The organism is Belnapia arida, assembly GCF_016773205.1.
Lineage (GTDB): Bacteria > Pseudomonadota > Alphaproteobacteria > Acetobacterales > Acetobacteraceae > Belnapia > Belnapia arida.
In genome coordinates, this window is sequence record NZ_JAETWB010000001.1 from 524,920 (window position 1) to 551,073 (window position 26,154).

20 protein-coding genes and 1 tRNA gene are annotated in these 26,154 nt (G+C 72.8%); 9 read left to right on the forward strand and 12 right to left on the reverse strand.

The annotated features are described in order from the left end of the window. Positions 1 to 68: 68 nt before the first annotated feature. The 4 genes from JMJ56_RS02695 to JMJ56_RS33635 form a co-directional block, all read right to left on the reverse strand. Positions 69 to 212: a hypothetical protein gene (locus tag JMJ56_RS02695; RefSeq protein WP_202830054.1), complete on the reverse strand. Its 144-nt coding sequence runs from the start codon at positions 210 to 212 to the stop codon at positions 69 to 71. A gap of 204 nt (positions 213 to 416) precedes the next feature. After that, positions 417 to 1,112, reverse strand: coding sequence for an anti-sigma factor (locus JMJ56_RS02700; protein WP_202830055.1), 696 nt, complete (start codon positions 1,110 to 1,112; stop codon positions 417 to 419). Then, positions 1,109 to 1,648 carry a sigma-70 family RNA polymerase sigma factor gene (locus JMJ56_RS33630; protein ID WP_328702242.1) on the reverse strand — a complete coding sequence of 180 codons (540 nt, stop codon included), beginning with the start codon at positions 1,646 to 1,648 and terminating at the stop codon, positions 1,109 to 1,111. The genes JMJ56_RS02700 and JMJ56_RS33630 overlap by 4 nt, the downstream gene beginning before the upstream one ends. Then, positions 1,645 to 2,265 (reverse strand): hypothetical protein, encoded by a 621-nt coding sequence (locus tag JMJ56_RS33635; protein ID WP_236037392.1) that lies wholly within the window; start codon positions 2,263 to 2,265, stop codon positions 1,645 to 1,647. Before JMJ56_RS33635 ends, JMJ56_RS33630 begins: the two co-directional genes overlap by 4 nt. Positions 2,266 to 2,300: 35 nt before the next feature. Here JMJ56_RS33635 and JMJ56_RS02710 point away from each other — a divergent pair, with 35 nt between their 5' ends. Further along, complete coding sequence (locus JMJ56_RS02710; protein WP_202830057.1) at positions 2,301 to 3,131, forward strand: aldo/keto reductase; 831 nt, start codon at positions 2,301 to 2,303, stop codon at positions 3,129 to 3,131. On the opposite strand, the gene JMJ56_RS02715 is transcribed toward JMJ56_RS02710, so the two are convergent. Genes JMJ56_RS02715 through JMJ56_RS02735 form a run of 5 tightly spaced genes read right to left on the reverse strand, consistent with a single transcriptional unit; the run spans position 3,100 to position 14,989 of the window. Further along, positions 3,100 to 4,371 (reverse strand): capsule biosynthesis protein, encoded by a 1,272-nt coding sequence (locus JMJ56_RS02715; protein ID WP_202830058.1) that lies wholly within the window; start codon positions 4,369 to 4,371, stop codon positions 3,100 to 3,102. The two genes, JMJ56_RS02710 and JMJ56_RS02715, sit on opposite strands and share 32 nt — an antisense overlap. 58 nt (positions 4,372 to 4,429) lie before the next feature. Continuing rightward, the gene (locus tag JMJ56_RS02720) at positions 4,430 to 5,191 is read right to left on the reverse strand and encodes a formyltransferase family protein (protein ID WP_202830059.1); all 762 of its coding nucleotides are present in this window, start codon (positions 5,189 to 5,191) and stop codon (positions 4,430 to 4,432) included. A gap of 5 nt (positions 5,192 to 5,196) precedes the next feature. After that, positions 5,197 to 6,516 (reverse strand): aminotransferase class I/II-fold pyridoxal phosphate-dependent enzyme, encoded by a 1,320-nt coding sequence (locus JMJ56_RS02725; protein ID WP_202830060.1) that lies wholly within the window; start codon positions 6,514 to 6,516, stop codon positions 5,197 to 5,199. After that, positions 6,513 to 13,787 carry a type I polyketide synthase gene (locus JMJ56_RS34735; RefSeq protein WP_202830061.1) on the reverse strand — a complete coding sequence of 2,425 codons (7,275 nt, stop codon included), beginning with the start codon at positions 13,785 to 13,787 and terminating at the stop codon, positions 6,513 to 6,515. Before JMJ56_RS34735 ends, JMJ56_RS02725 begins: the two co-directional genes overlap by 4 nt. Continuing rightward, positions 13,784 to 14,989, reverse strand: a complete 1,206-nt coding sequence (locus tag JMJ56_RS02735; protein ID WP_202830062.1) for a glycosyltransferase family 4 protein — start codon at positions 14,987 to 14,989, stop codon at positions 13,784 to 13,786. The genes JMJ56_RS34735 and JMJ56_RS02735 overlap by 4 nt, the downstream gene beginning before the upstream one ends. A 400-nt stretch (positions 14,990 to 15,389) precedes the next feature. Here JMJ56_RS02735 and JMJ56_RS02740 point away from each other — a divergent pair. The 3 genes from JMJ56_RS02740 (at position 15,390) to JMJ56_RS02750 (ending at position 16,756) form a co-directional block, all read left to right on the forward strand. Then, positions 15,390 to 15,464 (forward strand) — tRNA-Thr (locus JMJ56_RS02740). 306 nt (positions 15,465 to 15,770) lie between these two features. Next, a complete protein-coding gene (locus tag JMJ56_RS02745; RefSeq protein ID WP_202830063.1) occupies positions 15,771 to 16,286 on the forward strand; it encodes a hypothetical protein in 516 nt (171 codons plus the stop codon). Next, entirely contained in the window at positions 16,283 to 16,756 is a 474-nt protein-coding gene (locus tag JMJ56_RS02750; RefSeq protein ID WP_202830064.1) for a hypothetical protein, read from the forward strand. The genes JMJ56_RS02745 and JMJ56_RS02750 overlap by 4 nt, the downstream gene beginning before the upstream one ends. A 51-nt stretch (positions 16,757 to 16,807) precedes the next feature. Here JMJ56_RS02750 and JMJ56_RS02755 read toward each other — a convergent pair whose 3' ends face one another. The 3 genes from JMJ56_RS02755 to JMJ56_RS02765 form a co-directional block, all read right to left on the reverse strand. Further along, a complete protein-coding gene (locus JMJ56_RS02755) occupies positions 16,808 to 17,182 on the reverse strand; it encodes a phage tail fiber protein (protein WP_202830065.1) in 375 nt (124 codons plus the stop codon). Between the two features lie 47 nt (positions 17,183 to 17,229). Continuing rightward, positions 17,230 to 20,148 carry a glycosyl hydrolase family 28-related protein gene (locus JMJ56_RS02760; protein ID WP_202830066.1) on the reverse strand — a complete coding sequence of 973 codons (2,919 nt, stop codon included), beginning with the start codon at positions 20,146 to 20,148 and terminating at the stop codon, positions 17,230 to 17,232. 79 nt (positions 20,149 to 20,227) lie between these two features. After that, positions 20,228 to 20,881, reverse strand: a complete 654-nt coding sequence (locus tag JMJ56_RS02765; protein WP_202830067.1) for a hypothetical protein — start codon at positions 20,879 to 20,881, stop codon at positions 20,228 to 20,230. Between the two features lie 216 nt (positions 20,882 to 21,097). On the opposite strand from JMJ56_RS02765, the gene JMJ56_RS02770 reads away from it, so the two are divergent. From JMJ56_RS02770 to JMJ56_RS02790, 5 genes are read left to right on the forward strand one after another with little or no spacing between them, the layout of a single operon-like run. Then, positions 21,098 to 22,195: an extracellular solute-binding protein gene (locus JMJ56_RS02770; protein ID WP_202830068.1), complete on the forward strand. Its 1,098-nt coding sequence runs from the start codon at positions 21,098 to 21,100 to the stop codon at positions 22,193 to 22,195. Continuing rightward, entirely contained in the window at positions 22,192 to 23,244 is a 1,053-nt protein-coding gene (locus tag JMJ56_RS02775) for an ABC transporter ATP-binding protein (protein WP_202830069.1), read from the forward strand. The genes JMJ56_RS02770 and JMJ56_RS02775 overlap by 4 nt, the downstream gene beginning before the upstream one ends. Then, positions 23,244 to 24,095, forward strand: a complete 852-nt coding sequence (locus JMJ56_RS02780; protein WP_202830070.1) for an ABC transporter permease — start codon at positions 23,244 to 23,246, stop codon at positions 24,093 to 24,095. The genes JMJ56_RS02775 and JMJ56_RS02780 overlap by 1 nt, the downstream gene beginning before the upstream one ends. After that, positions 24,092 to 24,892: an ABC transporter permease gene (locus JMJ56_RS02785; protein WP_202830071.1), complete on the forward strand. Its 801-nt coding sequence runs from the start codon at positions 24,092 to 24,094 to the stop codon at positions 24,890 to 24,892. Before JMJ56_RS02780 ends, JMJ56_RS02785 begins: the two co-directional genes overlap by 4 nt. A gap of 58 nt (positions 24,893 to 24,950) precedes the next feature. Then, positions 24,951 to 26,153, forward strand: a complete 1,203-nt coding sequence (locus tag JMJ56_RS02790) for a pyridoxal phosphate-dependent aminotransferase (protein WP_202830072.1) — start codon at positions 24,951 to 24,953, stop codon at positions 26,151 to 26,153. Position 26,154: the final 1 nt, after the last annotated feature.

Here is a 26,154-nt window from a genome sequence, read left to right on the forward strand (position 1 = left end):
CTGGCCTTACGGGCCGCTTGCGAGCCTGGATGCGACGCCCGCTATCACAGAGTTGAGAAGGCGCTCCCTCAGCCTCGGAAACCGGACATCACGAAGAGCAGCAGCATAACCGCGAGAAGGATCGCGCCGGTGATGAGTTGGGAAACCAGGCCCTGCTCGGCCTCTCGGGCCCCCGCGGCGCGGCGGGAGCGAGCCATGTCGGCGTCGGACATTGGGTCAGCCCTCGCTATGGAAATGGCGGCACGGGTGGCGGCAAGGATGGTACAGCAGAGGACCGGGCATGCTCTTGTCCTGGACGGGTACCCGCACCCGATGGCGCGAGCGCCGGCGGAGCGACCGGCCTGATCACCTTATCATCACGGCTTGGTGATATGTGTCCAAAAAATAGAATTCTGTAAGCGATTGAGCTCGGGGGTTCAGCTTGCCCCCGCCTCCGTCAGTCGCCCGATGAAGAGGATCGGCCCGGTCGGCCGCCCGGTCGGCGAGCCGCCCGGCGGCTCCAGGCTGATCTCGATCAGCATTCCCGGCTCCGGCCGAAGGCCGCCGGTGCTCACCGTCAGCTGCCCCTCGGGCGGGATGAGGCCAAGCGAGGTCGGCGCCGTCGCCCCTGGCGGCAGGCCCCAGAGCTGCATCGCCCGGCCTTCCTCCAGCCGGCGCGGGTTGAGCGAGGCGAGGCGCAACTGCCCGGCGGCATTGGCCTCCACCACCCAGGCCGGCTGGTCGCGCTGGGTGAGCAGGACGGTCATCAGCCGCGGCGGCTCGGGCACGGGGCGCGTCACCAGCAAGGCTGCAAGGCCGGCCGCCACCGCGCTGGCGCCGATCGCCCAGCCGCGCCACGGGTCGAGCCAGCGGCGCCGCCGCGGCACGGGGGCAAGGCGGGGGGCTCCGGGCAGCGCTGCCTCGATACGGTCCCACAGATCGGGCGGCGGCGATTCCGGCGCGGCGAGTGCCAGCAGTGGCGCAAGGCGCACCTCCCACTCGCGGATGGCCGCGCGCAGCCCGGCATCGCCCGGCAGCGCCGCCTCCACCTCCGCCACCGCACGGGCGTCGAGCGTGCCGAGGACGTATTCGGCCGCGAAGATGTCGCGGTCCTGCGGATCGGTGGGGATCACGTCAGGCACTCCCGCAGCTGCAGGAGGCCGCGCCTGATCCAGGCCTTCACCGTGCCGAGCGGCAGGTCGAGCCGCGCCGCCACCTGGGCGTGGGAGAGGCCGTGGACGAAGGCAAGGAGGATGCCCTTGCGGTTCTTCTCGTCGAGGGCCGAAAGGCAGTCGCGCAGCCGCCGCCCCTCGGCGCTCGCCGCCACGTGTTCCAGCGCTTCGGGTGCCACAGCGATGTCGCCGAGCGCCGGGTCGTCGGTCGGCAGCTCCCGCCCGCGCTTCCGCGCCAGGTCGAGCGCCGCATGCCGGGCGACGGCGCCGAGCCAGGCCCCGGCCTCGCCCCGTGCCGGGTCGAATTGCGCCGCCCGCTGGCTGATGCGGAGGAAGGCGTCCTGCACCGCATCCGCCGCCGCCTCGCGGTCGCGCAGGATGGATTGGGCGATGCCGAAAAGCCGTGTCGCCTGCTGCTGGTAGAGCGCCCGCAGCGCCCCGCGATCACCGCGTGCCACCTCGACGAGCAGTGCCGCCGCCGGGGATTCGGCCCTCACTGGGCGAAGAACCGGAAGAGGCGCTGCAACAGCTCGCGGCCATCGAGGCCGGGCGGAGGCTCCACCGCGGCCTGGGGCTCGCGTGGCACCTGACGGGCGAAGCGGGCCACCGCCTCGCGCGTTCCAGAGAGGCGCAGCTCGGTCGGCTCGGCCGTGCTGCTGCCGCCCCCGGTGCCGACCAAGCGTATCAACGCTCGGTCGGCCTGCAACACCTCGGCCTCCATGCGGGCGGCATCCTCGGCTCTCGGGGTGCAGAGGATGCTGCGGCCCTCGAGCGCGCAGGGCATCTCCACCATGCGGTTGGGCGGGAAACGGAGCTGCGCCGTCCCCGAGAGCGCCAGCAGGCCGCGGGCCGCGCCATCCAGCATAAGCTCGCGCGCCGTCACCGCGGGAACCAGCCGGCCGCGCCGGTCGATAATCTCGAAGGCAAGGCCGCTGCCGGTGCCGGAGGGCCGTTCCAGCCAGTCGCGGTGGCGCAGCAGGCAGGCCGCCCGGTCCGTCATGCGGTCGGCGGCGCAGGCGAGGCGCCAGCTGCCGATCTCCTCCACCGGCTGCGCCCGGGCGCCGCCGGCGAGGAGCGGAAGGAGAAGGCATGCTAGGACGGCAGGACGCGGCATGGGGCCGAGCATAGGCCGGGATGCGGAGGGACGGAATGGCACCGATCACGCTGGCGGACGGGACGGAGATGCCGGCGCTCGGCCAGGGCACCTGGCATATGGGCGAGCGAGGCAGCGACCGGCGCCGGGAGGCGGCGGCGCTCCGCCTCGGCCTCGACCTCGGCATGACCCTGATCGACACCGCCGAGATGTATGCCGAAGGCGGCGCCGAGGAGGTGGTGGCCGAGGCCATCGCCGGGCGGCGCAGCGATGTGTTCCTCGTCTCCAAGGTCTATCCTCACAATGCGGGCGGCCGAAAGCTTGAGGCGGCGCTGGAGCGCAGCCTCGAGCGCCTGCGGACGGACGCCCTCGACCTCTACCTGCTGCACTGGCGGGGCTCGGTGCCCCTCGAGGATACGGTGGAGGCGATGGAGCGGATGCGGGGGCTGGGCAAGATTCGCCGCTGGGGCGTCTCCAACCTCGACGTCGACGACCTGGAGGAGCTTGGCCCGGCGCTGGCGGACTGCGCGACGGATCAGGTGCTCTACAACCTGGAGCATCGCGGGGTGGAGTTCGACCTGCTGTCCTTCTGCCGGGGGCGGCGGATGCCTGTGATGGCCTACAGCCCGGTCGGCCAGGGCGGGGCGCTGCTGCGGCACCCGGCCCTGCAGGGCGTGGCGCGGCGGCTCGGCGCGACGCCGGCCCAGGTGGCGATCGCCTGGACGCTGCGGCAGGGCGGCGTCATCGGCATCCCGAAGGCGGCCGACGAGGCGCATGTGCGACTGAACGCCGCAGCCGGCGAACTGCGCCTGGCGCCCGAGGACCTCGCTGCGCTCGATGCCGCCTTCCCGCCGCCTAGGCGGAAACGGTCCCTGGCGATGCTATAGGCGCATTCAGCACCCCGAGATGCAGTCGCTGGACGGCGCCGGCGACGGCCACGTCGAGCCCCGGCCGCGTGTAGTAGCAGCCGCGCACATGCAGGCTGGCGGCCAGCGCCCGCATGAAGGCCTCTGCGAGCTGCGGCTCCGGCGGCGGCGCCTCGCGCCAGAATCGGTCGATGCCGCCCTGCCAGGCGAGGCCGGGCACGTCGTAGATGGCCTGGCCGAGCGGCAGGGTGGCGCAGCCCATGGCGATTGCCTTCACCCCGACGGTGCTGTTCACGGTGACGGTGCCCCGGCACCGGGCGATCACCCGCTCCATCGGCAGCGCCCCGCCGAGATAGGCGACGCGCCTTGCGACCCCCTGCGCCGCGGCGATCCGCCGGACCCGCCGCGCCCAGGACTTCAGCCCGGGATCGAGCGGGTGGACCTTCACCAGCAGCCGTGCCTCGGCCGGAGCATGGCGGGCGAAGCTTGCCACCGTCTCGGCAATGGCGCTGTCCATATCGGGAAAACCGGAATAGGCGCGGATGGAGTAGTCGGTCTCCATCTGCATGGCGAAGAGGTAGAGCGGCACGCCCGGCGCGGCCAGCCGCTCAAGGGTTTCCGCCGCCGCCCGCGTCTCGCGCCGGCGCAGCAGCAGGCGGAGGCCGGTCGCCAGATAGGCCGGGATCGGCGGATGCAGCAGGAAGCTCTCGTAATGCCGGTAGGGCCAGGGCAGCAGCGAGGTAAGGTGGAAGAGCACGTCCCAGCGCGCCTGGGTAGCGAAGCTGTCGCGGTGGTGTTCGCGCAGGTCAGGCGGTGGGCAGCGTGCGGCAAGCGCCCGGATCGCCGGCGGATCGCGCGGGAAGCGGCTTTCGGCCCCCATGCCGTCGCGCTCCAGCGTCACCCAATCCGGGCGGAGATAGCCGAAATCCGTCACCGTCACGGCGAGGCCGCGGGCCCGGGCGAGGGCGATGGCCGGCTTGTGGTAGGGCCGCTGCTCGCCGAGCAGGACGAGGTCGGTGATGCCGTGCCGCGCATAGACGCCGTCGAGGAAGTCCGGCCACTTTGAAGGCCGCCCGCAGAAATCGATCGCCCCCGGACCCCGCCAGAATAGGCGGTCGCCGAGACAGAGATTGATCCGCCAGGCCTCGTGCCCCAAGGCCCGCAGCCCGGCCGCGACCTCCGCGAAGAAGGGGCTGATCGGCCCCTGCAGGAAGAGGAATCGGCGCCTCTCCGGCGCAGGCTGGACTGGAGCTGCAACCATGCCCGCCCTTTCGCAGCGAAGGCATGAAAGGTCAAGCAATTTGATACGATAAAGTAACTTAAGCCCGCCGGGCGAGGCGAAGTGCATGGCGGAGATCCGCCGCATCCGCAAGCCGCCGCCCCTGCCGCGCCAGGTGCCGCAGCAGATCGGGTGGCGGGAAAGGGCAATAGGTCAGCGGCGCCGCCTCCCGTCCTGCCATCGGATGGGCGATGGCCTCCGCCAGCAAGGGCACTCCGGCCAGGTGCAGCAAGCGCGCGGCAGCGCTTGCAGTGGTGCCGGACGGCAACGGCACCTCCCGCTGCGCGAGGATGGCGCCGGCATCGATCCGCGGCACGAGCCGGTGAACAGTGACGCCGAAGCAGGGTTCCGGCTCGGCCAGCGCCCAGATGGTGGGAACCGGCCCGCGATGCCGGGGCAGCAACGCTGGATGCAGATTGATCCCGCCCCATCGTGCCAGCGCCAGGGTTTCAGCGCGGAAGATCTGGTCAAAGTGGAGGGAGACCAGCAGGTCCGGCCGCGCGGCGTCGATCGCCGCCGCCATGGCGGGCCCGTTCACATCCGCCACCTCGACGACGGGGATGCCATGTCCGGCCAGCCGGCCCGGTGCCGGGCGGAGGCCATAATTCACGGCGAGATAGGGCAGCAGCCGCGGCCCGGAGCGACGGAGATGCTTCCAGGCTTGGCGCACCGGCCCACCCGATCCCGGGCGGAAGGGATCGGAACGGCCGATCAGCACGACGCTCTGGTCATGGTCCTGGAGGAAGGCCTCCACCGCCTCGGCGCTCAGCGCGCTCTCCAGGGTGAAGAGAGCGATGCGCAAGCCGCTCAGGAGGCCTTCAACGCCGCCAGCCCGTCCCGCGCCGCGGCCAGTACGGCGATGCTGTGCGCGATATCCGCTTCGGTATGCTCGGCGGAGAGGAAGAAGCGAAGCCGCGCCGCCCCCTCGGGCACCACGGGGAACAGGATCGGCTGGACGTTCACCCCGGCCTCGAAGGCGGCGGCGGCGAGCTGCGCCGCCCGCAGCGAGCTGCCGAGGATGATCGGCACGATGCCGAGCCCGGCCGAGCTGCCGGTATCGAACCCCGCCTGCCGCGCGAGCCGCAGGAAGAGCGCCGCATTGGCCTGCAGTCGTGCGACGCGCCAGGGTTCGGCTTGCAGCAGCCGGAGCGATTCCAGCGCCGAGGCGGCAAGCGGCGGCGCCAGCCCGACCGAATAGACGAAGCCGGGCGCCGTATGCCGCAGCCAGTCCACCAGCCGCTGCCGGCCAGCGATGTAGCCGCCGCAGGAGGAGAGCGTCTTCGACAGCGTCCCCATCCAGATGTCGACCAGGCCCGGCTCCACGCCACACTGCTCGGCAATCCCCTGGCCGGTCGCGCCGAGCACGCCGACGGAATGCGCCTCGTCGACCATCAGCAGCGCGTCATGCCGCCGGGCGAGCGCGGCGAAGCGGCCGAGATCGGGCAGGTCGCCATCCATGCTGTAATGGCCCTCGATCACCAGCAGCGCCCGGCCGTGCCGGCTGCGGTGCGCGGCGAGCTCGCGCTCCGCCGCTTCCCAATCGTTATGGGCGAAGGCGATGCGCCGGGCACCGCTCAGCCGCGCTCCCTCGGCGACCGAGTTGTGGATCAGCCGGTCATGCAGGATGAGGTCGCGCGGCCCGAGCATCTGGCCGATGACGGTGACGTTGGTCGCATGCCCGCTGACGAAGGCGAGGCAGGCCTCCGTCCGGTGATGCGCGGCGAGCGCCGCCTCCAGCTCGGCATGGACCGGCCGCTCGCCGGAGGCGAGGCGCGAGGCGGAAGCCGAGACACCATGGCGGTCGATCGCCGCCTTGGCCGCAGCGGCGACGCGCGAGTCGCCGTTCAGCCCAGCATAGTTGTAGGAGGCGAAGTTGACGTAAGGTCGTCCACCGATGCTGCTGCGCCCGCCCGCCACCCCGTCATGCGGGCGGAAATAGGGGCTTTCGATGCCAAGCGCGGCGCCGGCATCGCGCATCGTCTCGAAATCCCGCATCCCCGGCAGGGTGCCGAGGTCACGGCCCGGCGATTCGGCCGGCGCCTCCGCCGTCGGGGCGGTGCCGCGCCGCGCCAGGCGGTTGAGCAGGGCGCTGCGGGCGCTGGCGCTGAGGCCGAAGCCGGTGCTCATGCCGCATCCTCCAGCCCGGCAGCCTCGGGCTCGTGCGCGGCGAGCAGCACCTCGGCGCTGTCCTCCCGCGGCCCGGCCTGGAGCTGGACGAGGATGCGCCGGGCAAGGCCATCCAGCGTCAGCCCGTCGCCCACCCCGTCGAGCGCCACGGCCACGCCGAGCCGCCCTTCCAGTGCCGTTCGCAGCTCCATCCCGCCGAGGCTGTCGAGGCCGAGCCCGGCGAGCGGCGCCTCGGCCGCGATGGATGGCGCCGGCAGGCGGAGAATGCGGGCGAGCTCAGCCACCATGGTTTCGCGCAGTAGGGCGAGCGCCTCCGCCTCCGCTAGGCCGCGCAGCCGGGCGCGGAGGCCGGCGGCATCCCCGGCGGGCGCGGCGAGGCTGCGGACCGCCTCGAAGCCGGGCTCGGCGAGGATGGCGAGCGCGGCGCCCGCAGCCGACCAAGTGATGCGGGCGAGGCCGGGCGCCGCGGCATCCGCGGCGAGCAGGGCGGGCAGGGCGGCCAGCGCCTCCTCAGCCCGCATGGCGGCGACGCCGAGGCGGCGCTCCAGGATCTCCACCTTGGCGGCATCCCCGGCCAGCATGCCGGCATCGGCGATCGGGCCCCAGCCGATGGCCATGGCCGGGCGGCCTGCGGCGCGGCGGCGCCGGGCCACCGCCTCAAGCCCGGCATTGGCAGCGACATAGGCGGCCTGGCCGGGATTGCCGACGGCGACGGTCGCAGAGGAGTACATGAGGAACAGGTCCACCGGATCGCGGGCGGTCAGCCGGTCGAGAGTGTCGGCGGTAGCGAGCTTCGCCGCCAGCACCGGCGCGGCCCGCGCCGGGTCGAGCAGCGCCGCCGCGCCGTCGCTGGTCACTGCCGCAGCATGGATTATGCCGTGGATCGGCGGGCAGGAAGCGCGGATTTCGGACAAAGCCCGCTCCAGCGCCGCGGCGTCGGTGGCGTCGCAGGCATGCAGCGAGGCGGTGGCGCCGCGGGCGGCGAGGTCGCGCACCGCCGCATCCGCCCCCGGCGCCGCTGCGCCGCGGCGGGAGAGCAGGGCGAGGTGCCGCGCACCTCGTGCCGCCAGCCAGCGCGCCGTCGCCAGGCCGAAGCCCCCGGTGCCGCCGATGACGAGGATGGTGCCCTGGGCCGCGCGGGTGAGCGGCGAGGCGGCTTCGGCATGGCCATCGGGCACCGGCGGGCGGATCACCAGCTTGCCGATATGGCCGCCGGCCTGGAGCGCGCGGAAGGCGGTCTCCACCTCCGTCGCGGGATAGCTGGTGACGGGCAGCGGGCGGATCTCGCCCTCGCGCAGCCTGGCGGCGATGCCGGCCAGCAGCCGGGCTGACCGGGCCGGGCGTGCGCGGGCCAGCTCGTCGACATCGACGGCGAAATAGGTGGCGTTGCGCCGGAGCGGGCGGAGGGCGACGCGGCTGCCCTCGGCGAAGTCGCGCTTGCCAAGTTCGATGAAACGGCCGAAGGGGCGCAGCAGGCCGAGCGAGCGCTCCATCGCCGCGCCGGCGAGGGAGTTCAGCACCACATCCACCCCCTCCGGCCAAGTGGCGCGGAGGGTGTCGACGAAGCCGGCATCGCGGCTGTCGAGCACCAGCGTGGCCCCGGCGGCGCGAAGGAAGGCGCGGCGTGAGAGGCTGCCGGCGCTGGCCGCCACCAGGGCGCCGCGGGCCAGCGCCACCTGCAGGGCGGCGAGGCCGACGGCGCCGCTGCCGCCATGGATCAGCACGCGCTCGCCAGGCTCCAGCTGGGCCAGCTCCTCCAGCGCATGCACCGCTGTCATGAAGGCGACGGGCAGAGTGGCGGCGGCGACCGGGTCGAGCCCGTCCGGCATCGGCACCAGAGCCTCGGCCCGGGTGCGGGCATAGCTGGCGAGCGCCGCCGGCGCCACGCCGAAGACCCGCTGGCCGGGGCGGAGCGCCACGCCCTCGCCCACCGCCTCCACCACCCCGGCGCATTCCATGCCAAGATTGGGGCCGGCGAAGCCGGGCAGCAGCGCCTCCTCCGGCAGCAGGCCCTGGGCCCACATCACGTCGCGGAAATTCAGCCCGGCCGCCTCGATGCGGAGCACCACCTCGCCCGGGCCGGGCGCACCGGGGGAGGAGCCCGTCCAATGCAGGCTGCCGAGCTGGCCGGGCTGGCGGATCTCTAGCCGCTGCGGGCCGGCGGCGGGTGGGGCAGCGGGCAGGCCGGGGCGCAAGCGGGGGACCAGCCGGGCACCGTCGGTGATGGTGACCTCGGCCTCGTCGTCCTGCTCGGTCAGCAGTTCGCCGGCGAGGCGGCGGGCGGCCTGCTCCGCACCGAGCTGGGGCGCGAGGTCGATCCGCCGGGGCTTCAGCCCGGGATGCTCGTTGGCCAGCACCCGGCCAAGGGCGAAGAGCGCGGCGGCGGCGGGCTCGTGCCGCGTGCCGGGCGCATCCGGCTGCTGGCCGCCCTGGGTGACGATGCAGAAGCCGGCCGCGCTGCCCTCGGCGGCGGCGGCGAGCCGCGACAGGGCGGCGAGGGAGGTGGCGATCTCCTCCGGCCTGCGGCCACCGCCGGCCAGCGCCACCACCAGGCTGTCGGCGAGGGCGCGCGGCGGCAGGCCGGCGGCCTCGGCCAGGCTGCCGCCGGAGACGGTGGCGCCGCGGGATTGCAGCACGGCGGCGACGGCCGGGCGCAGCCCCGCCATGGCCGCATCGGCAAAGAGGGCGACGCGGCGGAGCTTCGGCGCGGCCAGCAGCGTGGCGCCGGCGGCGGCCCGGCCGCAGATCAGCAGCGCCGGGAAGGGGGCGGCGCGCAGCGCCTCGGCGACCGGGGCGGTCCAGCCCTCGGCGGGGAGTGCGGCCGCCCAGGATGCGGCAGGTGCGAGCGGCGCGGCGCCGCACCAGCCCGGCTCCTGGCCGCAGCAGAAATTCCATAGCCAGCCGGGCAGCGGCTCGGCCAGCATGAGGGTCGCGCCCGGCGCGGCGGCCTGGCGCAGCGGACCGAGCAGGGCGGTGCCGCGCCGCAGCCGTGCCCCGGCGGCGAGGCCGACCACCAGGTCGGCGGCGAAGGGCGGTGCGTCCGCGCCCTCCGGGTCCCAGGGCCGGACGGCGAATTCTATGCCCTCCGGCACCGGCGGCAGCGGCATCGGCGGCTGGTCCGGCAGCGGCGCCGCGGTCAGCACCACGCGCCGGCCGCAGCCGGCCAGGGCGCGCAGCAGATGCGCGGTGAGCGGCCCGGCGGCCGCGACCTCCAGCACCCGGAGCGGCCGGGCCGCGGGCCAGGCGGCGGCGAAGGCGGCGCCGGCCTCGGCCAGCACGCGGGCTAGGCGGTCATAGCCAGCCGCTTGCGGCGGCGGCAGGGCGCCGGCCTCGCCGGCTAGGCGATGGGCTAGCACCTGCGGCAGCTGCTCCGCCGCCAGCGCCGCCCAGGCGAGATCCTGGGCGAGGTCGGGTTGTTCCAGCAGCACCTGGCGCCAAATCTCGGCCGCCGGGGGCAGGTCGGGGGCCGGGACGGGATGCAGGCCATGCGGGCCCTGCTGCGCCAGACCGTCCACGGCCAGGGCCTCCAGCAGCATGCGGGCGTAAGGGCCGGTCGTCGGCGCTGCCCCAAGCGCAGCATGAGCGGCGGCAGCACAAAAGCCCTCCAGCAGCAGCGAGGCCTCGGTCAGGTCGAGCGCCGCATCCTGCCGCAGCGCCGCGGCGAGCGGGGCGGCGAGGTCCACCGGTTCGGCCGCCTCGTTGCCGACGGCGGGCAGCAGCGCCATGCGGAAGGCGCCCTCCAGCGGATCTGCCTGGCCGGGCAGGCGGATGCGGAGGAAGCTGCATCCCTCCAGCACCGCGACCACGCCACCAGTCGCGTCGCGCAGGACGAGGTCGGCGGCGGCGCTGCGGCTGCCGCGCTCGGTCAGGCGAATGGCGGCGGTGGCCGGCGCCTCGGCGCCCCGGCGCAGCACAAGCCGCCCGATGCGGACGGGGACGAGGCCGGTGCCGGGCTCCGCCGGGGCCTCGGCGAGCAGGCCGAGCAGGGCCTGCAAGGCGCCGTCGAGCCGGACGGGGTGGAGCAGGAAGCCGGCATCCGGCGGCGCCGCCGCAGGGCGGACCAGCCGGGCGCGGGCGAGGCCGGCCTCGGCATCGACGTACACCTCCTCCAGCACCTGGAAGGCAGGGCCGTAATTGAGGCCGAGGCGGGAGGCGAGGGCCAGCAGTGCCTCGCGGTCGAGGCGGCGCGGCAGGGCGGCGGGTTCGGCGGCGGCATCCGGCAGACGGGGCAGGGCTGCGACGCGTGCCTCGGCGTGCAAGGTCCAGGCCCCGTCCGCTAGGCGGCGGCGGCTGGCGAGGACGAAGGCGCCGGAGGCGTCGAGCGTCACCCGGATCTCGCGCGAGGCATCCGCTTCCAGCGGCATCGCCTGGTGGATGGCGAGGTCGCGCAGTTCCAGCGCCGGCGCCTCCGGGTGCCAGGCCAGGGCGGCGGCCAGCGCCATCTCCGCCATGGCCGCGGCGGGCAGCACAGGCTGGCCGGCAAGGCGGTGGTCGGCCAGCCAGGGCTCCAACTCGGTGTCGACATGCCGGGTCCAGAGACCGGGCTCATTCCCGCGGCGGAAGCCGAGCAGGCGGTGCTCGGCCAGTGGCTGGGCGATCGGGATGGCTTCCGCCGTCTGGGCGAGCCAATATGGCTGGCGGACGAAGGGCGTCAGCGGCAGGCCCTTCCGGGTGGCCGGGCCGGCATAGGCGGGGCCCTCGCGCGGATCGGCACCGAGGACGAAGGCGCGGTCGGCGATGGCGGGAAACGGGTCGCCCGGCGGGTCGCGCCGGGTGAGGCTGGCCAGGATGCCGGCCTCGCTGCCGGCTTGGCGCAGCGCCTCGCGCAGGTAGCTCTGCAGGATGGGGTTGGGGCCGATCTCGAGGAAGAGGCCGGCGCCGTGCCGGATCGCCGTCTCGACCGCGGGGAGGAAGCGCACCGGCTCCCGCAGGTTGCGCCACCAGTGGGTCGGCGTGCAGTCGGCCGCGGCGAGCGGCTCGGTGGTGACGGTCGAGATCATCGGCACCGCGGGCGGGACCGGGGCGAGCCCGGCGAGGTCGGCGAGCAGCCCCCTGCGCAGCGGGTCCATGGCCGCGCTGTGGAAGGCGTAGTCGATGTCGAGGGCGATGCAACTCCACCGCCGTGCCGCAGCGGCCTGGGAGAGGCGGTGCAACGCATCCACCGGCCCGGCCACGGTGATCGCCGAGGGAGCGTTGACCGCCGCGATCTCGAGCCCTGGCCCGCATTCGGCAAGCACCGGCTGTGCCGCCTCGGCCGAGCAGCCGAGGGCGGCCATGCGGCCCTGGCCGCGTGTTGCCTGCTGGTGACGGCTGCGGGTGACGACCAGCCGGGCGGCCTCCGGCAGGGGCAGCAGGCCGGCGGCGGCGGCGGCGGCGATCTCGCCGACCGAATGGCCGAGGCAGAGGGCGGGGCGGATGCCCTCGGCCGCCAGCGCCGCGACGATGCCGTGCTGGACGGCGAAGAGCAGAGGCTGGGCGCGGTCGGTGGCGGCGATGGCCTCGGCGCTGACGCCGGCCTCGACCTGTTCGGCGGGGGACCAGCCGAGCAGCGGGGCGAGGGCTGCATCGGCATCGGCGAGGGCGGCGCGGAAGGCGGGGTTGGCCGCAGAGGCGGCCTGGGCCATGCCGGGCCAGGGGGTGCCGTTGCCGCTGAAGACGAACGCGATGCCGCGCTGCGGCCTAACCATGCCGGCGGCCGCTCCGGATTCGCCGGCCCGCCAGGCGGCGAGGCCTTCGGCCAGGCATGCCGGGTCGGCGCCGCGAAGAGCGAGGCGGTGCGGCAGCAGGTCGCGGTGGCGGGCGGCGCCGCGCAGCAGGGCGGGCAGGGCAGTGGGCGGGGCGGCGGCGAGTCGAGCCTGCCAACGGCTCGCCAGCGCCTTCAGCCCTGCGGCGTTGCGGGCGGATAGCAGCAGCGGCGGAAGGGGGGCGTCCGGCCGCCCGGGCTCCGGCCGGGGTTGGGTGGGTGGCGCGGCGGCGAGTAGGGCGCAGGCATTGGTGCCGCCGAAGCCGAAGCTGTTCACCCCGATCACCGCGCGGTGGCGGCGCAGCGGCTCCGCCGCGACCGGTACGCGGAGGCCGAGGCCGGCAAAGTCGATCCCCGGATTCGGCGTCTCATGATGGAGCGAAGGCGGGATCTGGCCGCGCTCCAACATCAGCATCGCCTTCAGCAGGCCGACGATGCCGGCGGCGGGCTCGGTATGGCCGATATTGGTCTTGACCGAGCCGATCGGCAGCGCCTCCGTCCGGTGACGGCCGATGGCGGCGCCGATCGCGCCCGCCTCCAGCGGGTCGCCGGCGGCGGTGCCGGTGCCATGCGCCTCGAAATAGCTGATCCGGTCGGGCGCGACGCCGGATTCGGACAAGACCTGCTCGATCAGCCGGGCCTGGGCCGGGCCGCTCGGCAGCGACAGTCCGAGGGTGCGGCCGGCAGCGTTCACGCCGGAGCCGAGGATGACGGCGCGAATCGCATCGCCATCCGCCAGCGCATCGTCGAGGCGCTTCAGCAGCACCATGCCGCCGCCCTCAGCGCGGACATAGCCATCGGCCCGGGCGTCGAAGGCATGGCAGCGGCCGGTCGGCGAGAGCATCCCCGCCCGGGCGAAGCCGAGGAAGGGGAAGGGTGTGAGCAGCATGTTCACGCCGCCGACGAGCGCCGCCGGGATGCGGCCGCCGCGCAGCGCCTCGCAGGCCCAGTGCAGCGCGACCAGGGCGGAGGAGCAGGCGGTGTCGATGGTCTGTGCCGGGCCGCGCAGGTCGAAGACGTTGCCGAGGCGGTTGGCGAGGATCGACAGCGCGCTGCCGGTCATGAAGTAGCGGTCGCCGCCTGCCGGATCGGAGAGGCGGAGATCGCCGTAGTCGGTCAGCGAACCGCCGATGAAGACGCCGGTGCCGCTGCCGGCGAGGCGCGAGGCGGGTAGGCCGGCATCCTCCAGCGCCTCGGCGGCGAGTTCGAGCAGCAGGCGCTGCTGCGGGTCCATCTCCGCCGCCTCGCGGGGCGAGATGCCGAAGGCGGCAGCGTCGAAGCCGGCGACGTCATCGAGCACGCCGGCGGCGAAGCTGTAGGACTTGCCCGGCTCGCCGCGGCGCGGATGGGCAAAGGCATCACGGGTGAAGCGTTCCGGCGGGATGCTGGTGACGGCATCCCGGCCCTCGGCCAGCAGGCTCCAGAAGGCATCGGGATCGGGCGCGCCGGGCAGGCGGCAGGCGGCGCCCAGGATGGCGATGGGGCCGTCCGGCCGGCGTCTCGCCTTCGGCTCCGCGGGCCGGCTCATGCCAAGCTCGGCTCCCGGCTCGGCAGGGGCAGGGGCGCGGCAGCGGGGCGCGGCAGGCCGATGACCTGATCGAGCAGCGCGTCCACCTGCTCAAAATGCTCGGCCCATTGCGGGCGCGACCAGTGGCGCAGCCGGGCGCACTGGGCAGCGCGGGCGGCCGAGTCCGGCGTGGCAAAGGCCTCGATCCGCTCGATCCAGGCGGGGCCGTCGAGCGGGTCGAGGAATTCAGGCACGGTGCCGCCGACCTCACGGAGCGGCGCGGTGTCCGAGCAGATCACCGGCGTGCCGAGGGAGAGCGCCTCGGCGACCGGCAGGCCATAGCCTTCGACGAAGCTCGGGAAGAGCAGGGCGGTAGCGTTGGCGACCAGGCGGGACACCTCGGCATCGGGCGGCGTGCCGACCTCCTGGACGATGCCGCGCAGCATGTCGCAGCGCTCCAGCAGGTCGACGACATTCTCGTTCTCCCAGCCGCGGCGGCCAAGGACCAGCAGCTTCGGCGGCGGCGGGGTGCCGGGCAGCGCCCGGGCGCGATCCGCCATCTCGCGCCAGACATGCAGCAGCAGCAGATGGTTCTTCCGCGGCTCGATCGTCCCAAGGCAGACGAAATAGGGCTCGGGCGGCAGCAGGGCGGGCGGCGTCGGCGGCAGGTCGACGCCGAGCGGGGCGACCGCGAGCGGCGGTACGGCGCGGCCGTACCGAGCCAGCTGCGGCAGCAGGGTGGAGGCGGTGAATGAGGAGTTGACGATGATCCCGTCCGCCAGCGCTGCCGTCGTCGCCACCCGCGCTGCATGGCGCGCCACCTGCCGACTGCGGGAATATTCGGGATGGGTCAGTGGAATCAGATCATGGATCAGGGGCACGAAGCGGGCGCCGGCGCGGCGGAGGGCGGCAATGGGTGCCTCGCTCTCCAGCGAGCGGTGCGACACGAGGAGGAAGACGGTATGGCTGTGTGCCTCGAGCCGGGCCTGCAACGCGGCCCGGCCGCCGCCGACGGCGAGGCGGGCATGCAGCCCGGCGGCGATCCGCCTGGCGCGGGTGAGCGCGCCCTCCGCCTCCGGGCCGCGCAGCCAGGTCAGCTCCAGCGCCTCGACCAGCGCGGCAACCAGCCGACGCGGAACCAGGCCGAACCAGCCCCAGCCGCTTTGGGCTGCGAAATCGCAGGAGGCGGGCGACTCAAAAAGCCACCGCTTGGCATAGGCCATTTCGACGCGATCGATACCGGAGGGAGAGGAGCGCCGGACGCAGGAGATCAGGCGGGATACATCAAGGATAGTATACAAATCTTTTCCGCCTGCGACGAGGTTGCGCTACTGGCCGGTTCAGGTTCCCGCCCGGGTTGTTGGCATCAGGGGCCCATCATGGCATGAAGCATGTTGTTCCGCATTCAAAATATTAAGGTGCAGTGCAGCATTATCCACCCTAGGTTGTGCAAAGACACGAGGTATCGCAAGGAATGGAGCGGGCGCAAGCTTGGCTGGATGTCGTTTGCGGAGACGGAAGGCTGTCCTCGGACTGCTGAACGGAAGATGAAGGTTACGGTAGCGGCAAAGCCCGTCGAAGGGGTTGCAGCCCGCTGCCTGACCCGTTAGGAAGCGCCGACCTGCTGCCGTAGCTCAGTGGTAGAGCACTCCCTTGGTAAGGGAGAGGTCGAGAGTTCAATCCTCTCTGGCAGCACCATCTTGCCCATTTCATTTGCAGTGGCCCAAACCGCGACAGGCGGACCACTTCTGCCGCCCGTTCCGCCACAGGCAATCGTCGTGGCCGACCACAAGCAGCTGTCCATGCCTAGGTGGAGCTGAATGAGGCCGGGCGTTTTGCGTCGCTCGTCTTTGCCGATGAAGGTGAGGCGGTAGGCTTCGGCTTCATAGCGGCCGTGCTCGGCAGGACGTCTGCGTCCGGCGACGAAGCCTGCGCCGCTGCCGCCCACGAAAACGTATACCTTTGCGGCTTGCCGGCTTTGGCAGGGCAGGCCATGCCATCGGCATGCCTGATACGCTTCGCCGTGCTGCCGGACTCCTCCTTGTCCTCTCGCTGATGGGCGGCCTGCCCGGTTGCGCCGTGCTGGTCGCCGAAAGTGCGAGCACGGCGGCAGGCGTCACTGGCGCCGGGGTGTCGGATGCGATCGGCGCCAATGCGGCGGCGACCACGGCAATCGGCCTCGGCGTCCAGGCGGTCGGGCGGGCCGGGCTGCAGTTTGCGCAGCGCCGGGCGCATGGGTCTGCACAGGACGGCATTGCCCGGGCCGCGGGGCCGCTTCTGGTCGGCGGAGTCGCACGCTGGTCCATCAGCCACAGCCTGCCGATCGAGCCCGACGAGCAGGGCGAGGTGACGGTTTCGCGGCTGATCGGTGCCGGCGGGCTTGAGTGCAAGGAAATCGTCTTCTCGGTCGATCGGAAGCGGGAGCGCGGTTTCTACACCGCGACCATCTGCCGCGACGGCGAGGCCTGGCGCTGGGCCAGTGCGGAGCCGGCGACGGCGCGCTGGGGCTCGCTGCAATGAGGCGGCTGGCGTTGGTGCTGCTGCCGCTCGCGCTCGCCGGCTGCAACCAGGCGGCGGATGTGGCGGGCGCGGTCGTCGGCGGCGGCGCGGCGTTGGCCAGCGGCAATCCGGCCCTGGCGATCGGCGTCGGCATCGGCGTACGGGCGGCCACCGCGGCCGGCATCCGCTATGTGGTACGGAGCCGGCACGGGGCTGAACAGGACGAGGTGGCGGCGGTGATCGGCAGCCTCGCCCTGGGCGAGGTGCGGCGCTGGCGCATCCGCCATACCATTCCGCTCGGCAACGAGGAGGGCGAGGTGCGACTGGTGCGGGAGATCGACAATGCCCTCGCCCCCTGCCGCGAGGCCTTGTTCTCGGTGGAGGAGGACGGAGAGCGGCAGTGGTTCCTCACCACCGCCTGTCGCCAGGGTGAAGGCTGGAAATGGGCAGCGGCGGAGCCGGCGGTGCCACGCTGGGGCAGCCTGCAATAGACCCACCATGGAAGGGGGGACCCCGCAGTGGCGGGATCCCCGAGGCCCGGCTCAGTTCGGCGTCAGCACCAGCCCGGCGGCATTGATCGTCACCGTCCCCGCGCCGGTCACGGCAGCCGCGCTGGCCAGCGCCGACCAGGTGAGCGGGTTGCCGCCGCTCGCCGCGTCGAACAGCCCGACATGGGTCAGCGTGCCGACCGCGGCGGTGAAGGTGAAGCGGATGGCGTCTGTGTTCTGCTGCGCGCCGGTGCCGCTGAAGGTCACCTTCTGCCGGGCATAGCCACTGCCCACCGGCTCGCCGGTCAGCCCGGCTGGGTCGCTGCCGCCGGTGCCGAGGCCAACAAAGACCTGGCTCGGCAGGGCCGGGCTGCGTGCGCAGAGCGCGCGGCCGAGCAGGTTCTTCGCATAATCCGTCAGGTCAGCCATGGGATGCTCCTTGGATTGGGGAGAGGGACAGGCGATGCGCGCCGGCCTCAGCCGACGGCTTCGACCGAGAGCAGGCGAGCGACCCAGTTGATGGTCTTGCTCGCCTCGCCGGTGCCGCTGATGGCGAGGCCGCCGTTGGTGGTGTCGGCATCGAGGGTCAGCCGCCAGGCGGTGGCGCCGCTGTCGCCGATCCCCGGGGCGAGGCCGGTGCCGGCGGTGATGGCGGCGAGCGCCGGCCCGCTGCCGAGGGCAACGCCGCCGACCAGCACCGTCACCGCCGCCGTGGCGCCGCGCCGGATGAGCAGGCTCGCCTCCCAGCTCGCCGTGTCGCCCGCCATGCCTGCGGTGCCACCGACCTGGCGGGCGATCACCAGCAGCTTGATGCGGTAGCTGCCGCCGGTCGGCAGGTTGACCGTGTTCGTGCTGCCGGGCGTGTTGGCATCCGCGGTGAGGCGGGTGATGGTCGCATCGCTTGTCTGGCGACGGAGGATGAACTCACCCGCCTGCGCGTCGCCCGCGGCTGCAAACTGCCCTCCTCCCCAGGCGCCTCGGGCCATGATGCCGCGGGCGGACGCCTGCAGGCCGCCCGGCACCCAACTATCCTGCCCGGTAGCCGCGTTTCCGCGGCCGCCGGCCACGGTGGCTCCGATACCCTGGGCCAGGTTGCTGTCGCCGCCTCCGACAGTGCAGCTTGTGGAGGATGCGGTGTTGGACCTGCCGCCGCCGATGACGGTGTTCGCTCCGCTCGCAACCTGGGTTGCGGTGGTTCTGATGGTCTGCCAGTCCACGGCATTGGCGCCGCGCGCATTGCCGCCGTTCGCGGTGTTGTCGGACAGTGTGGCAGTGAGGGCACCGCTGCCTTTCGGCGCCACTACCAGCCCGATATTGGTATCGCTCCCCTCCGCCAGCAGCGCGGCCGCCATACCGGCCGCGCTGCCGTAAAAGCCGAGCCGGTTCACCGCGCTCGCCACAGGTGCGATCCGCACCGTCTCCGACCCGTTGACCGAGAGCGACAGCGCCCCGGTCGAGGCGCGGGAGAGGCCGGTCGCCGCAGCGCCGGCGAAGCCGAGGCCGGGCGCTGCGGCCGTGCCGTCGGCGACGCTCGCCACCGCCCCGGCCACCGTGTAATTCTGTGCCCTGACAAAGGCAGTGGTGGCGACGGCCGTCGAGTTGTCGGTGCTCGCCGGCGTCGTCGTCCGCGCGAGCCCGGTTCCCTTCGGCGCCAGGGTGATGCCGATCGCCGCGTCGCTGCCCTGGGCCGACAGCGTCACCGCGCCGCCTGCGACGCCGCCATCGGCGCGCAGCCAGTTCACCGCCGGGGCCGCCGCATTGCCGATAGCGAATGCCGTGGCGCCGTTCGCCTGCAACGCCACCGTGCCCATGCCCTTGGCGGCCAGCTGGAGGCCGATATTGGCATCCGCGCCCTGCGCCTGCGCCGTGACGGGGCTGCCGGTGGTGGCGCCACTGACCAGCAGGCGGTTCACCGTGCCGGCCGGCGTCGCCACTTCCAGCGCGTGGCCGCCCGGCGCGCCGCCAAGGGTGATGCCGCCCGCCGCGGTCGCCCGCAGCACCTCGGCGCCGCCGGCGGAGGCGGCGAGGCTGCCGCCGGCCGGCAGGAAGAGCCCGGTATCGACGCCGCCGACCGCAAGGCCGGGCCGGGCCGCCTGGCCGGCCGGCGTGCCGCTGGCGAGCACCGCATTGGTTCCGGCATTGACGACGAGCCCGCCGTTCTCGAGCAGCGGCGGGGTGCCGAGGTAGATGGCATTCGGCGTCGCCGCGCCGCTATCGGCGATCTGGATCGCCGCGGCGCCGTTGTTCCGCGTGTTGAAGCGGGTGCAGCGGAGCGAGAAGATGTCGAGCCGGTTGCCCGTGCCGTTCACCCGGACCGGGCTATCCTCCACCGCATCGGTGCGGAGGTTGCCGATCTGCACCCGGGTGTTCGAGCCGTCCACCTGGATCGCCGCCGAGTCCGGCAGCGGGGCGCCGGCGGAGTTGAAGATCTCGTTGTGCGAGGTGAAGTTGGCGATCTGGCCGTCCGTGCCGGAGCCTTCCACCCAAAGCCCGTATTTCACGAAATCCGCATAGGCTTGGCCGATGTAGAATTTCGTCGTCACCCCGCTTTCCGAGCTGCCGAAGCGGAACATGCTGCGGTAGCCGAGGGCGAAGGCCTGGTCGATAAAGACGCCGTCGCTGCGGCGGAAGACCATCGCATCCGCATTGGCCTGCTGCCAGGCAAGGACGAAGGCGTTGGAGGTCCAGAACGTCCAGAAATGGACGCTGTGGATTCGCGGGATGTCGTAGCACTGGTCGACCTCGACGCCCGTGGTGAAGACCTGGGCGCGCAGGCGGCGGATGTCGAGCCGGCCCGAATTCCTACAGTAGATTCCCTTGTTGACGTTGCAGAGGAAGACATTGTCGAAATCGACTCCGCCGAAGCAGTCCTCGATGCGGAAGACATAGTCGTAGGCGGTCGGCGCCCATCCGCTGACCTGCGCCGCGCCGTGCGTCTGCTGCACGGCGATGTCGCGCAGCCCGGAGCCGCGGGTGTTGACGCCAGTGAAGGTGAAGGGGGTGAAGCCCGTGGAATTGATGCGCAGCCAGGTTCCCTGGCCGGCGCCGGGCCCCTCTGTGAAGCCCGCGCCCTGGAGGCGGATGGTGGCGCCATTCAGCACCACCGGCGAGGCGATGCGGTAGACCTTCGGGCCGAGGAAAAGCGTGCCGCCGCCCTTCGTCTTGAGGTCGTCGATGGCGGCCTGGAAGGCGGGGCCGTCATCGGCGCTACCATCGCCCTTGGCGCCGTAGTCGCGCACATGGGCGCCCCGGTCGACGAGCACCGCGCCGCGCAGTTGCGCGAGGGTGGCGCGCCGGGTCTCGGTGGTGCTGCCGCTGGCCTGCACCAGCGGGGCGATGTCGGTATCGCCGAGGGTGCTGGCCGCGGGCAGCTCGCTGATCCTTGCGTCGGGCATCGGGCTCCGGTCCGGATGGGCAGGCGGCGGAGGCCGCCTGCGGGTGGGGGTGGGGAGGGCGGGGGGACGGGGAGGGCGGCTACTGCTTCAGCACGACGCCCGATTCGCTCAGCAGGCGCCCATCGCTTTCGGCCAGGATCAGCTTCAGGTCGGGCCCGACATTGAAGCTGCGGGAGAGCAGGCCGAGCGAAGGGTCCGCCGCATCCTCGACGCGGATGCGGTAGCCGGTGCCGATGGCGGGCGTCGGGAAGGTGGCCGAGGCGCCGCCGCCGACCACCGGCACCACCTGCACCGGCGGGATGACGGCGCCGCTGCCGTCGCGCAGGCTGAAGACGACCTGGCTGACAGGGCCGAGCACCGTCGCCGAAACCGGGATGGTGGTGCCGGCGACGATGCCGGCGGCGAAGGGGGCGAGGATGATGGTGCGCACCACCGCCGCCGCCGCCTGGCCGAAGCTGAAGCGCTGGGCGACGCTGCGCACGGTGTTGATCGGCCCGACCGCGCCATCCAGCGTGAGGCCGGTGCCCAGGGCGGGGCCGCTGCGGACCGGCAGCAGCGCCATCGCATCCGCGGTCTGCAGCACCATCAGGTCGCCCGGCTTGAGGCTGCCGGCGACCGCGGCGAAATAACCGGCGGCGGTGACCGTGGCGCGGCTGTCGGCGGTGCGGTACTGCCAGAGGGTGAAGCTGTTGCCCTGGATCAGGGCTGCAAGATTGGCCGAGCTGAAGGGCACGGGGGTCTCCGTCTCAACGGCGCCGCGCCTTCCGGGAGGAGCTTCCGGAAGGGGGAGGGGCGCGGGGAAGGGCAGGGGGAGCGCCGGGCGCAATTCGGCCGTCGGCGAAGGCTGGAATAGTGGAACGTTACGGCATCGTCAAGGAAAAACGTCCTAGTTCGGGAAAAGCGACTTCGTCCTAGTCTCCGCTCCCGCCCGAACCCTGCCGGAGGCCGGATGCGCCGCCTTGCCCTGATCGTCGCCCTGCTGCTGGCCCCGCTCGCCGCCCCATGCCCTGCCAGGGCCCAGCCGGTGCTGAACGTCTACAATTGGACCGACTACATCGACCCCTATGTGGTGCAGCGCTTCCAGCAGGAGACGGGCATCCGCATCCGCTATGACGTCTATGACAGCCTGGAGACGCTGGAAGGAAAACTCTCCGCCGGGCGCAGCGGGTACGACCTCGTCGTCCCGACCAGCGAGCCGACCTTCGCCCGGCTGGTCCGTGCCGGGGCCTTGCTGCCGCTGGACCGGGCGAGGATTCCCAACTGGCGCAACCTGGACACGGGGCTGATGGCGCGCGCGTCGGGGGCAGATCCCGGCAATGCGCATGGGGCGATCTATCTCTGGGGCACCGTGGGACTCGGCCTCCGGCTCGACCGCATCCGGGCCATCGCGCCCGATCTCGCCCTCGACGGGCTCGATGTGCTGCTGAAGCCGGAGAATGCGCGGCGCCTCGCCGGCTGCGGCCTCGCGGTGATGGACAGCGCGACGGATGTGCTGCCCTCCGTGCTGCGCTGGCTGGGGCGAAACCCGGACAGCGCCGATCCCGCCGACCTGCGCGCGGCCGAGGCGGCGCTGCTCGCCATCCGCCCGCAGCTCCGCGCCATCCCCGGCTCCGGCGCGCTGCTCGACATGCTGGCGACGGGCGAGATCTGCGTCGCGTTGACCTACAGCGGCGATGTCATCCAGGCCGCGGCGCGGGCGCGCGAGGCAAGGCGCGGCGTCGAGATCGGCTACGCGGCACCGGCCGCAGGGCCGCAGATCTTCTTCGACATGCTGGCGATTCCGGCCGATGCGCCGCACCCGGAGGCGGCGCATGCCTTCATCGACTTCCTGCTGCGGCCCGATAACATCGCCGCCGTCAGCAGCCATGTGCGCTACCCCAATGCGGTGCCGGCGAGCCGGCCGCTGATCACGGAAGCGGTGCGGGATGACCTGAATGTCTATCCGCCGGAGGCGGCGCTGGCAGGGGCCTTCGTCGCCGGCACGCCGGGCCCGCAGGCGGAGCGGCTGCGCAGCCGTCTCTGGAGCCGCTTCCGGGCGGGCCGTTGAACTTGGCGCTGCTCGCCGTCCGGGGGCTGACAAAGCGCTTCGGCGCGGCTCTGGCGCTCGACGGGCTGGATCTCGAGGTGCGGCCGGGCGAATTCCTGGCGCTGCTCGGCGGCTCCGGCTCCGGCAAGTCGACGCTGCTGCGGTTGGTGGCGGGATTCGAGGTGCCTGACGCCGGGCGCATGCTGCTGGAGGGGAGGGACCTCGCCGGCCTGCCGCCGCATGCCCGGCCGGTCGGCATGATGTTCCAGAGCTATGCGCTTTTCCCGCATCTCACCGTCTTCGACAATGTCGCCTATGGGCTGCGGCGCGAGGGAACGGCGCGCGCCGAGATCGGGCGCCGCGTCGGCGAGGCGCTGGCCATGGTCGGGCTGGAGGCGATGGCCGGGCGGAAGCCGCAGCAGCTCTCAGGCGGGCAGCGGCAGCGGGTGGCGCTGGTCCGCTCGCTGGTGAAGCGGCCGCGGCTGCTGCTGCTGGACGAGCCGCTCGCCGCCCTCGATGCGGGCCTGCGGGAGCGGACCGGGCTAGAGCTGCGGGCGCTGCAACGCCGCACCGGTGCCGGCTTCGTCATGGTGACGCATGACCAGGCGGAGGCGCTGGCGCTGGCCGACCGAATCGCCGTGCTGGAGGCGGGGCGGCTCGCCCAGTGCGGCCCGCCGGCCGAGCTCTACGAGCGCCCGGCGACGCGCTTCGTCGCCCGCTTCCTCGGTGCGGCCAATGTGCTGGAAGGAAAGGTCCGCGCGGATGGCGCCGTGGAGGCGGGCGCCTGCCGCCTCGCCCTGCCGCATGGCGCCGCACCGGGCGAGACCCTGGCCGTGGCGCTGCGGCCGGAGCGCATCCGCCTGCTTCCCGGCGCGCCACCCGTGGCCAATGGTGTCGGTGGGGTGCTGCGGGACATCGCCTATCGCGGCGATGGCTGGATGGCGCTGGTCGCCCTGCCGGATGGTGCGGAGCTGCGCGTCGCCCTGCCCGTCGGCGCCGCGCCGCCCGATCCGGGATCACACCTCGCCCTCGGCTGGCCGGCCGAGGCGCTGGTGGCGCTCCACGCCTGATGCGCCGGCTGCTCATCCTCCTGCCACCGCTCGCCTGGCTGCTGCTACTGGTGGCGGCGCCGCTGCTGATCCTCGGCCTCATCGCCTTCGCCGAGGCAGGGCCGGGGGTGCCGCCCTTCATCCCGCCGGTCGCCTGGGCGGGCGGGCCGGCCTGGCAGGGCAGCCTGGAGAGCCTCGGTACGCTCATCGCCGATCCCTACTACCTGGAGGCCTTTCTCCGCTCCCTTCTCACCGCCTTCGTCACCGCCGCGCTCTGCCTGCTGCTGGCCTATCCGATGGCGCTCGGCATCGCCGGCGCTCGGCCCTCCTGGCGGCTGCCGCTGCTGTTGCTGGTGCTGCTGCCCTTCTGGACCGGCTTCCTGCCGCGGCTCGGCGCCTGGATCGGGCTGCTGCGGGATGGCGGCTGGGTGAACGGCGTGCTCTGCCTTGCCGGGATCGGGCCGTTGCGGCTGCTCTATAGCGACCTGGCGCTCTATCTCGGCATGGTCCATGCCTATCTGCCCTTCGCCGTGCTGCCCCTGGCGACGGCGCTGCTGCGGCGGGACACGTCTTTGGAGGAAGCGGCGGCCGATCTGGGGGCGAAGCCCTTGACCGTCTTCGGCAGCGTCACCCTGCCGCTCTCGCTGCCGGCGGCGGCTTCGGCCTTCCTGCTGGTCTTCATCCCGGCGGCGGGGGAGTTCGTCATCCCCGAACTGCTCGGCCCGCCGGAGGCGCAGCTGGTCGGCCGGGTGCTGTGGGGCGAATTCTTCCAGAACCGCGACTGGCCGCTCGCCGCGGCGCTCGCGCTTGCACTGCTGCTGCTGCTGCTGCCGCCCATCCTGCTGTTCCAAAGATTGGGACGACGGGCATGAGGCGCATCGGCCTGGCCTTCGGCCTTCTGTTCCTCTGGGCGCCGATCTCGCTGATGGTGTTTTACGCCTTCAGCGCCGACCGCATTCCCTTTCAATGGGGCGGCTGGTCGCTCCGCTGGTTCGCCGCGCTCGCCGCCAATGAGCGGATGCGGGAGGCGGCTTTGCTCTCGCTCCGCATCGCCGCCGGGGCGGCGACGCTGTCGATGCTGCTCGGCGGCCTTGCCGGCTGGGCGCTGGCGCGGTTCGGGCCGTTCCGGGGCAGGGTGCTGCTCGGGGCGCTGGCCGGGGCGCCGCTGGTGCTGCCGGAGGTGGTGACGGGCCTTTCCCTGCTGCTGCTCTTCGTCTTGGCGCAGGGGGCGGTGGAAGCCTGGCTCGGCTGGGCGCCCGGCCGCGGGGCGGTGACCATCCTACTGGCCCACGCGACCATCGGTCTTGCCTATGTCACGGTCGTCGTGCAGGCGCGGCTGGCGACGGTCGACCCCAGCCTGGAGGAGGCGGCGGCCGACCTCGGCGCCGGGCCCTTCACCACCTTCCGCACCGTCACCCTGCCGCTGATCGCGCCCAGCCTCGCAGCCGGCTGGCTGCTCGCCTTCACCCTCTCGCTCGACGATGTGGTGGTGGCGAGCTTCGTTTCCGGACCGGCCGGGACGACGCTGCCGATGCTGGTTTTCTCCGCCCTCAAGGTCGGGCTGACGCCGGAGGTGAATGCGCTGGCGGCGATCGTGCTGGCCGTGGCGGCGCTGGCGGTGGGGGGAGCGGGGCTGATTTTGGGCCGGCGGGCGAACGGCGCGGGTTGAAGCGGCGGGGGGTGGGGGGTAGTTTCCCCGCCTTCGCCAGAACCAGGGCCCCGACCCCATGAAGCTCATCGCCGATCGCCTCGACCGCATCTCCCCCTCGCTGACCATTGCGATGACCAGCAAGGCCCGGGCGCTGAAGGCGGCGGGGAAGGATATCGTCGGCCTGTCCTCGGGCGAGCCCGATTTCGACACCCCGCGCAACGTGAAGGACGCGGCAATCGCCGCCATCGAGCGCGGTGAGACGAAGTACACCGATGTCGCCGGCACGCCGGCGCTGCGCCAGGCGGTTTGCGCCCGCTTCAAGGCCGACCATGGCCTCGACTTCACGCCGGAGGAGATCCTGATCGCCACCGGCGGCAAGCAGGTGATCTTCGACGCGCTACTCGCCACCATCAACCCGGGCGACGAGGCCATCATCCCGGCGCCTTGCTGGGTGAGCTACCCGGACATCGTGGAACTCGCCGAGGGCAAGCCGGTCATCGTCGCCTGCGACCAGAACAGCGGCTTCAAGCTGCGGCCGGAGCAGCTGGAGGCGGCGATCACGCCGAAGACCAAGTGGTTCCTGCTCAACAACCCCTGCAACCCGACCGGTGCCGCCTATTCGGCCGAGGAGCTGAAGGCGCTGACCGACGTGCTGATGCGCCATCCGGATGTCTGGGTCTTCACCGACGACATCTACGAGAAGCTCGCCTATGACGGCTTCCGCCCGGCGACCGTCCTCGAGGTGGAGCCGCGGCTGCGCGACCGCACCGTGACGATGAACGGCTGCTCCAAAGCCTATGCGATGACTGGCTGGCGCATCGGCTATGCCGCGGCGCCGGTGCACCTCATCAAGCAGATGGACAAGCTGCAAAGCCAGTCCACTTCCAACACCAGCAGCGTCAGCCAGGCGGCGGCCGTCGAGGCGCTGACCGGGCCGCAGGACAGCATCGACACCATGCGCGTCGCCTACAAGCGGCGCCGCGACATGATGGTGGAGGAGCTGAACGCCGCGCCCGGCCTCTACTGCCACAAGCCGGAGGGCGCCTTCTACGTCTTCCCGAGCATGCAGGGCTGCATCGGCAAGACGACCAAGGGCGGCAAGGCCATCGGCAGCGACGAGGATTTCTGCACGGCGCTTCTGGAGGAGGAGGGCGTCGCCTGCGTCCATGGCACGGCCTTCATGTATCCCGGCCATTTCCGCATCAGCTACGCGACCAGCGATGCCGTGCTGAAGGAAGCCTGCACCCGCATCCGCCGCTTCTGCGAAGGCATGAGGTAAG

Coding starts and splice junctions, on each gene's coding strand:
- JMJ56_RS02695 (WP_202830054.1), bottom strand. CDS start 212: ATGTCCGACGCCGACATGGCTCGCTCCCGCCGCGCCGCGGGGGCCCGA.
- JMJ56_RS33635 (WP_236037392.1), bottom strand. CDS start 2,265: ATGCCGCGTCCTGCCGTCCTAGCATGCCTTCTCCTTCCGCTCCTCGCC.
- JMJ56_RS02710 (WP_202830057.1), top strand. CDS start 2,301: ATGGCACCGATCACGCTGGCGGACGGGACGGAGATGCCGGCGCTCGGC.
- JMJ56_RS02715 (WP_202830058.1), bottom strand. CDS start 4,371: ATGGTTGCAGCTCCAGTCCAGCCTGCGCCGGAGAGGCGCCGATTCCTC.
- JMJ56_RS02725 (WP_202830060.1), bottom strand. CDS start 6,516: ATGAGCACCGGCTTCGGCCTCAGCGCCAGCGCCCGCAGCGCCCTGCTC.
- JMJ56_RS34735 (WP_202830061.1), bottom strand. CDS start 13,787: ATGAGCCGGCCCGCGGAGCCGAAGGCGAGACGCCGGCCGGACGGCCCC.
- JMJ56_RS02735 (WP_202830062.1), bottom strand. CDS start 14,989: ATGGCCTATGCCAAGCGGTGGCTTTTTGAGTCGCCCGCCTCCTGCGAT.
- JMJ56_RS02745 (WP_202830063.1), top strand. CDS start 15,771: ATGCCTGATACGCTTCGCCGTGCTGCCGGACTCCTCCTTGTCCTCTCG.
- JMJ56_RS02750 (WP_202830064.1), top strand. CDS start 16,283: ATGAGGCGGCTGGCGTTGGTGCTGCTGCCGCTCGCGCTCGCCGGCTGC.
- JMJ56_RS02755 (WP_202830065.1), bottom strand. CDS start 17,182: ATGGCTGACCTGACGGATTATGCGAAGAACCTGCTCGGCCGCGCGCTC.
- JMJ56_RS02760 (WP_202830066.1), bottom strand. CDS start 20,148: ATGCCCGACGCAAGGATCAGCGAGCTGCCCGCGGCCAGCACCCTCGGC.
- JMJ56_RS02770 (WP_202830068.1), top strand. CDS start 21,098: ATGCGCCGCCTTGCCCTGATCGTCGCCCTGCTGCTGGCCCCGCTCGCC.
- JMJ56_RS02780 (WP_202830070.1), top strand. CDS start 23,244: ATGCGCCGGCTGCTCATCCTCCTGCCACCGCTCGCCTGGCTGCTGCTA.
- JMJ56_RS02785 (WP_202830071.1), top strand. CDS start 24,092: ATGAGGCGCATCGGCCTGGCCTTCGGCCTTCTGTTCCTCTGGGCGCCG.
- JMJ56_RS02790 (WP_202830072.1), top strand. CDS start 24,951: ATGAAGCTCATCGCCGATCGCCTCGACCGCATCTCCCCCTCGCTGACC.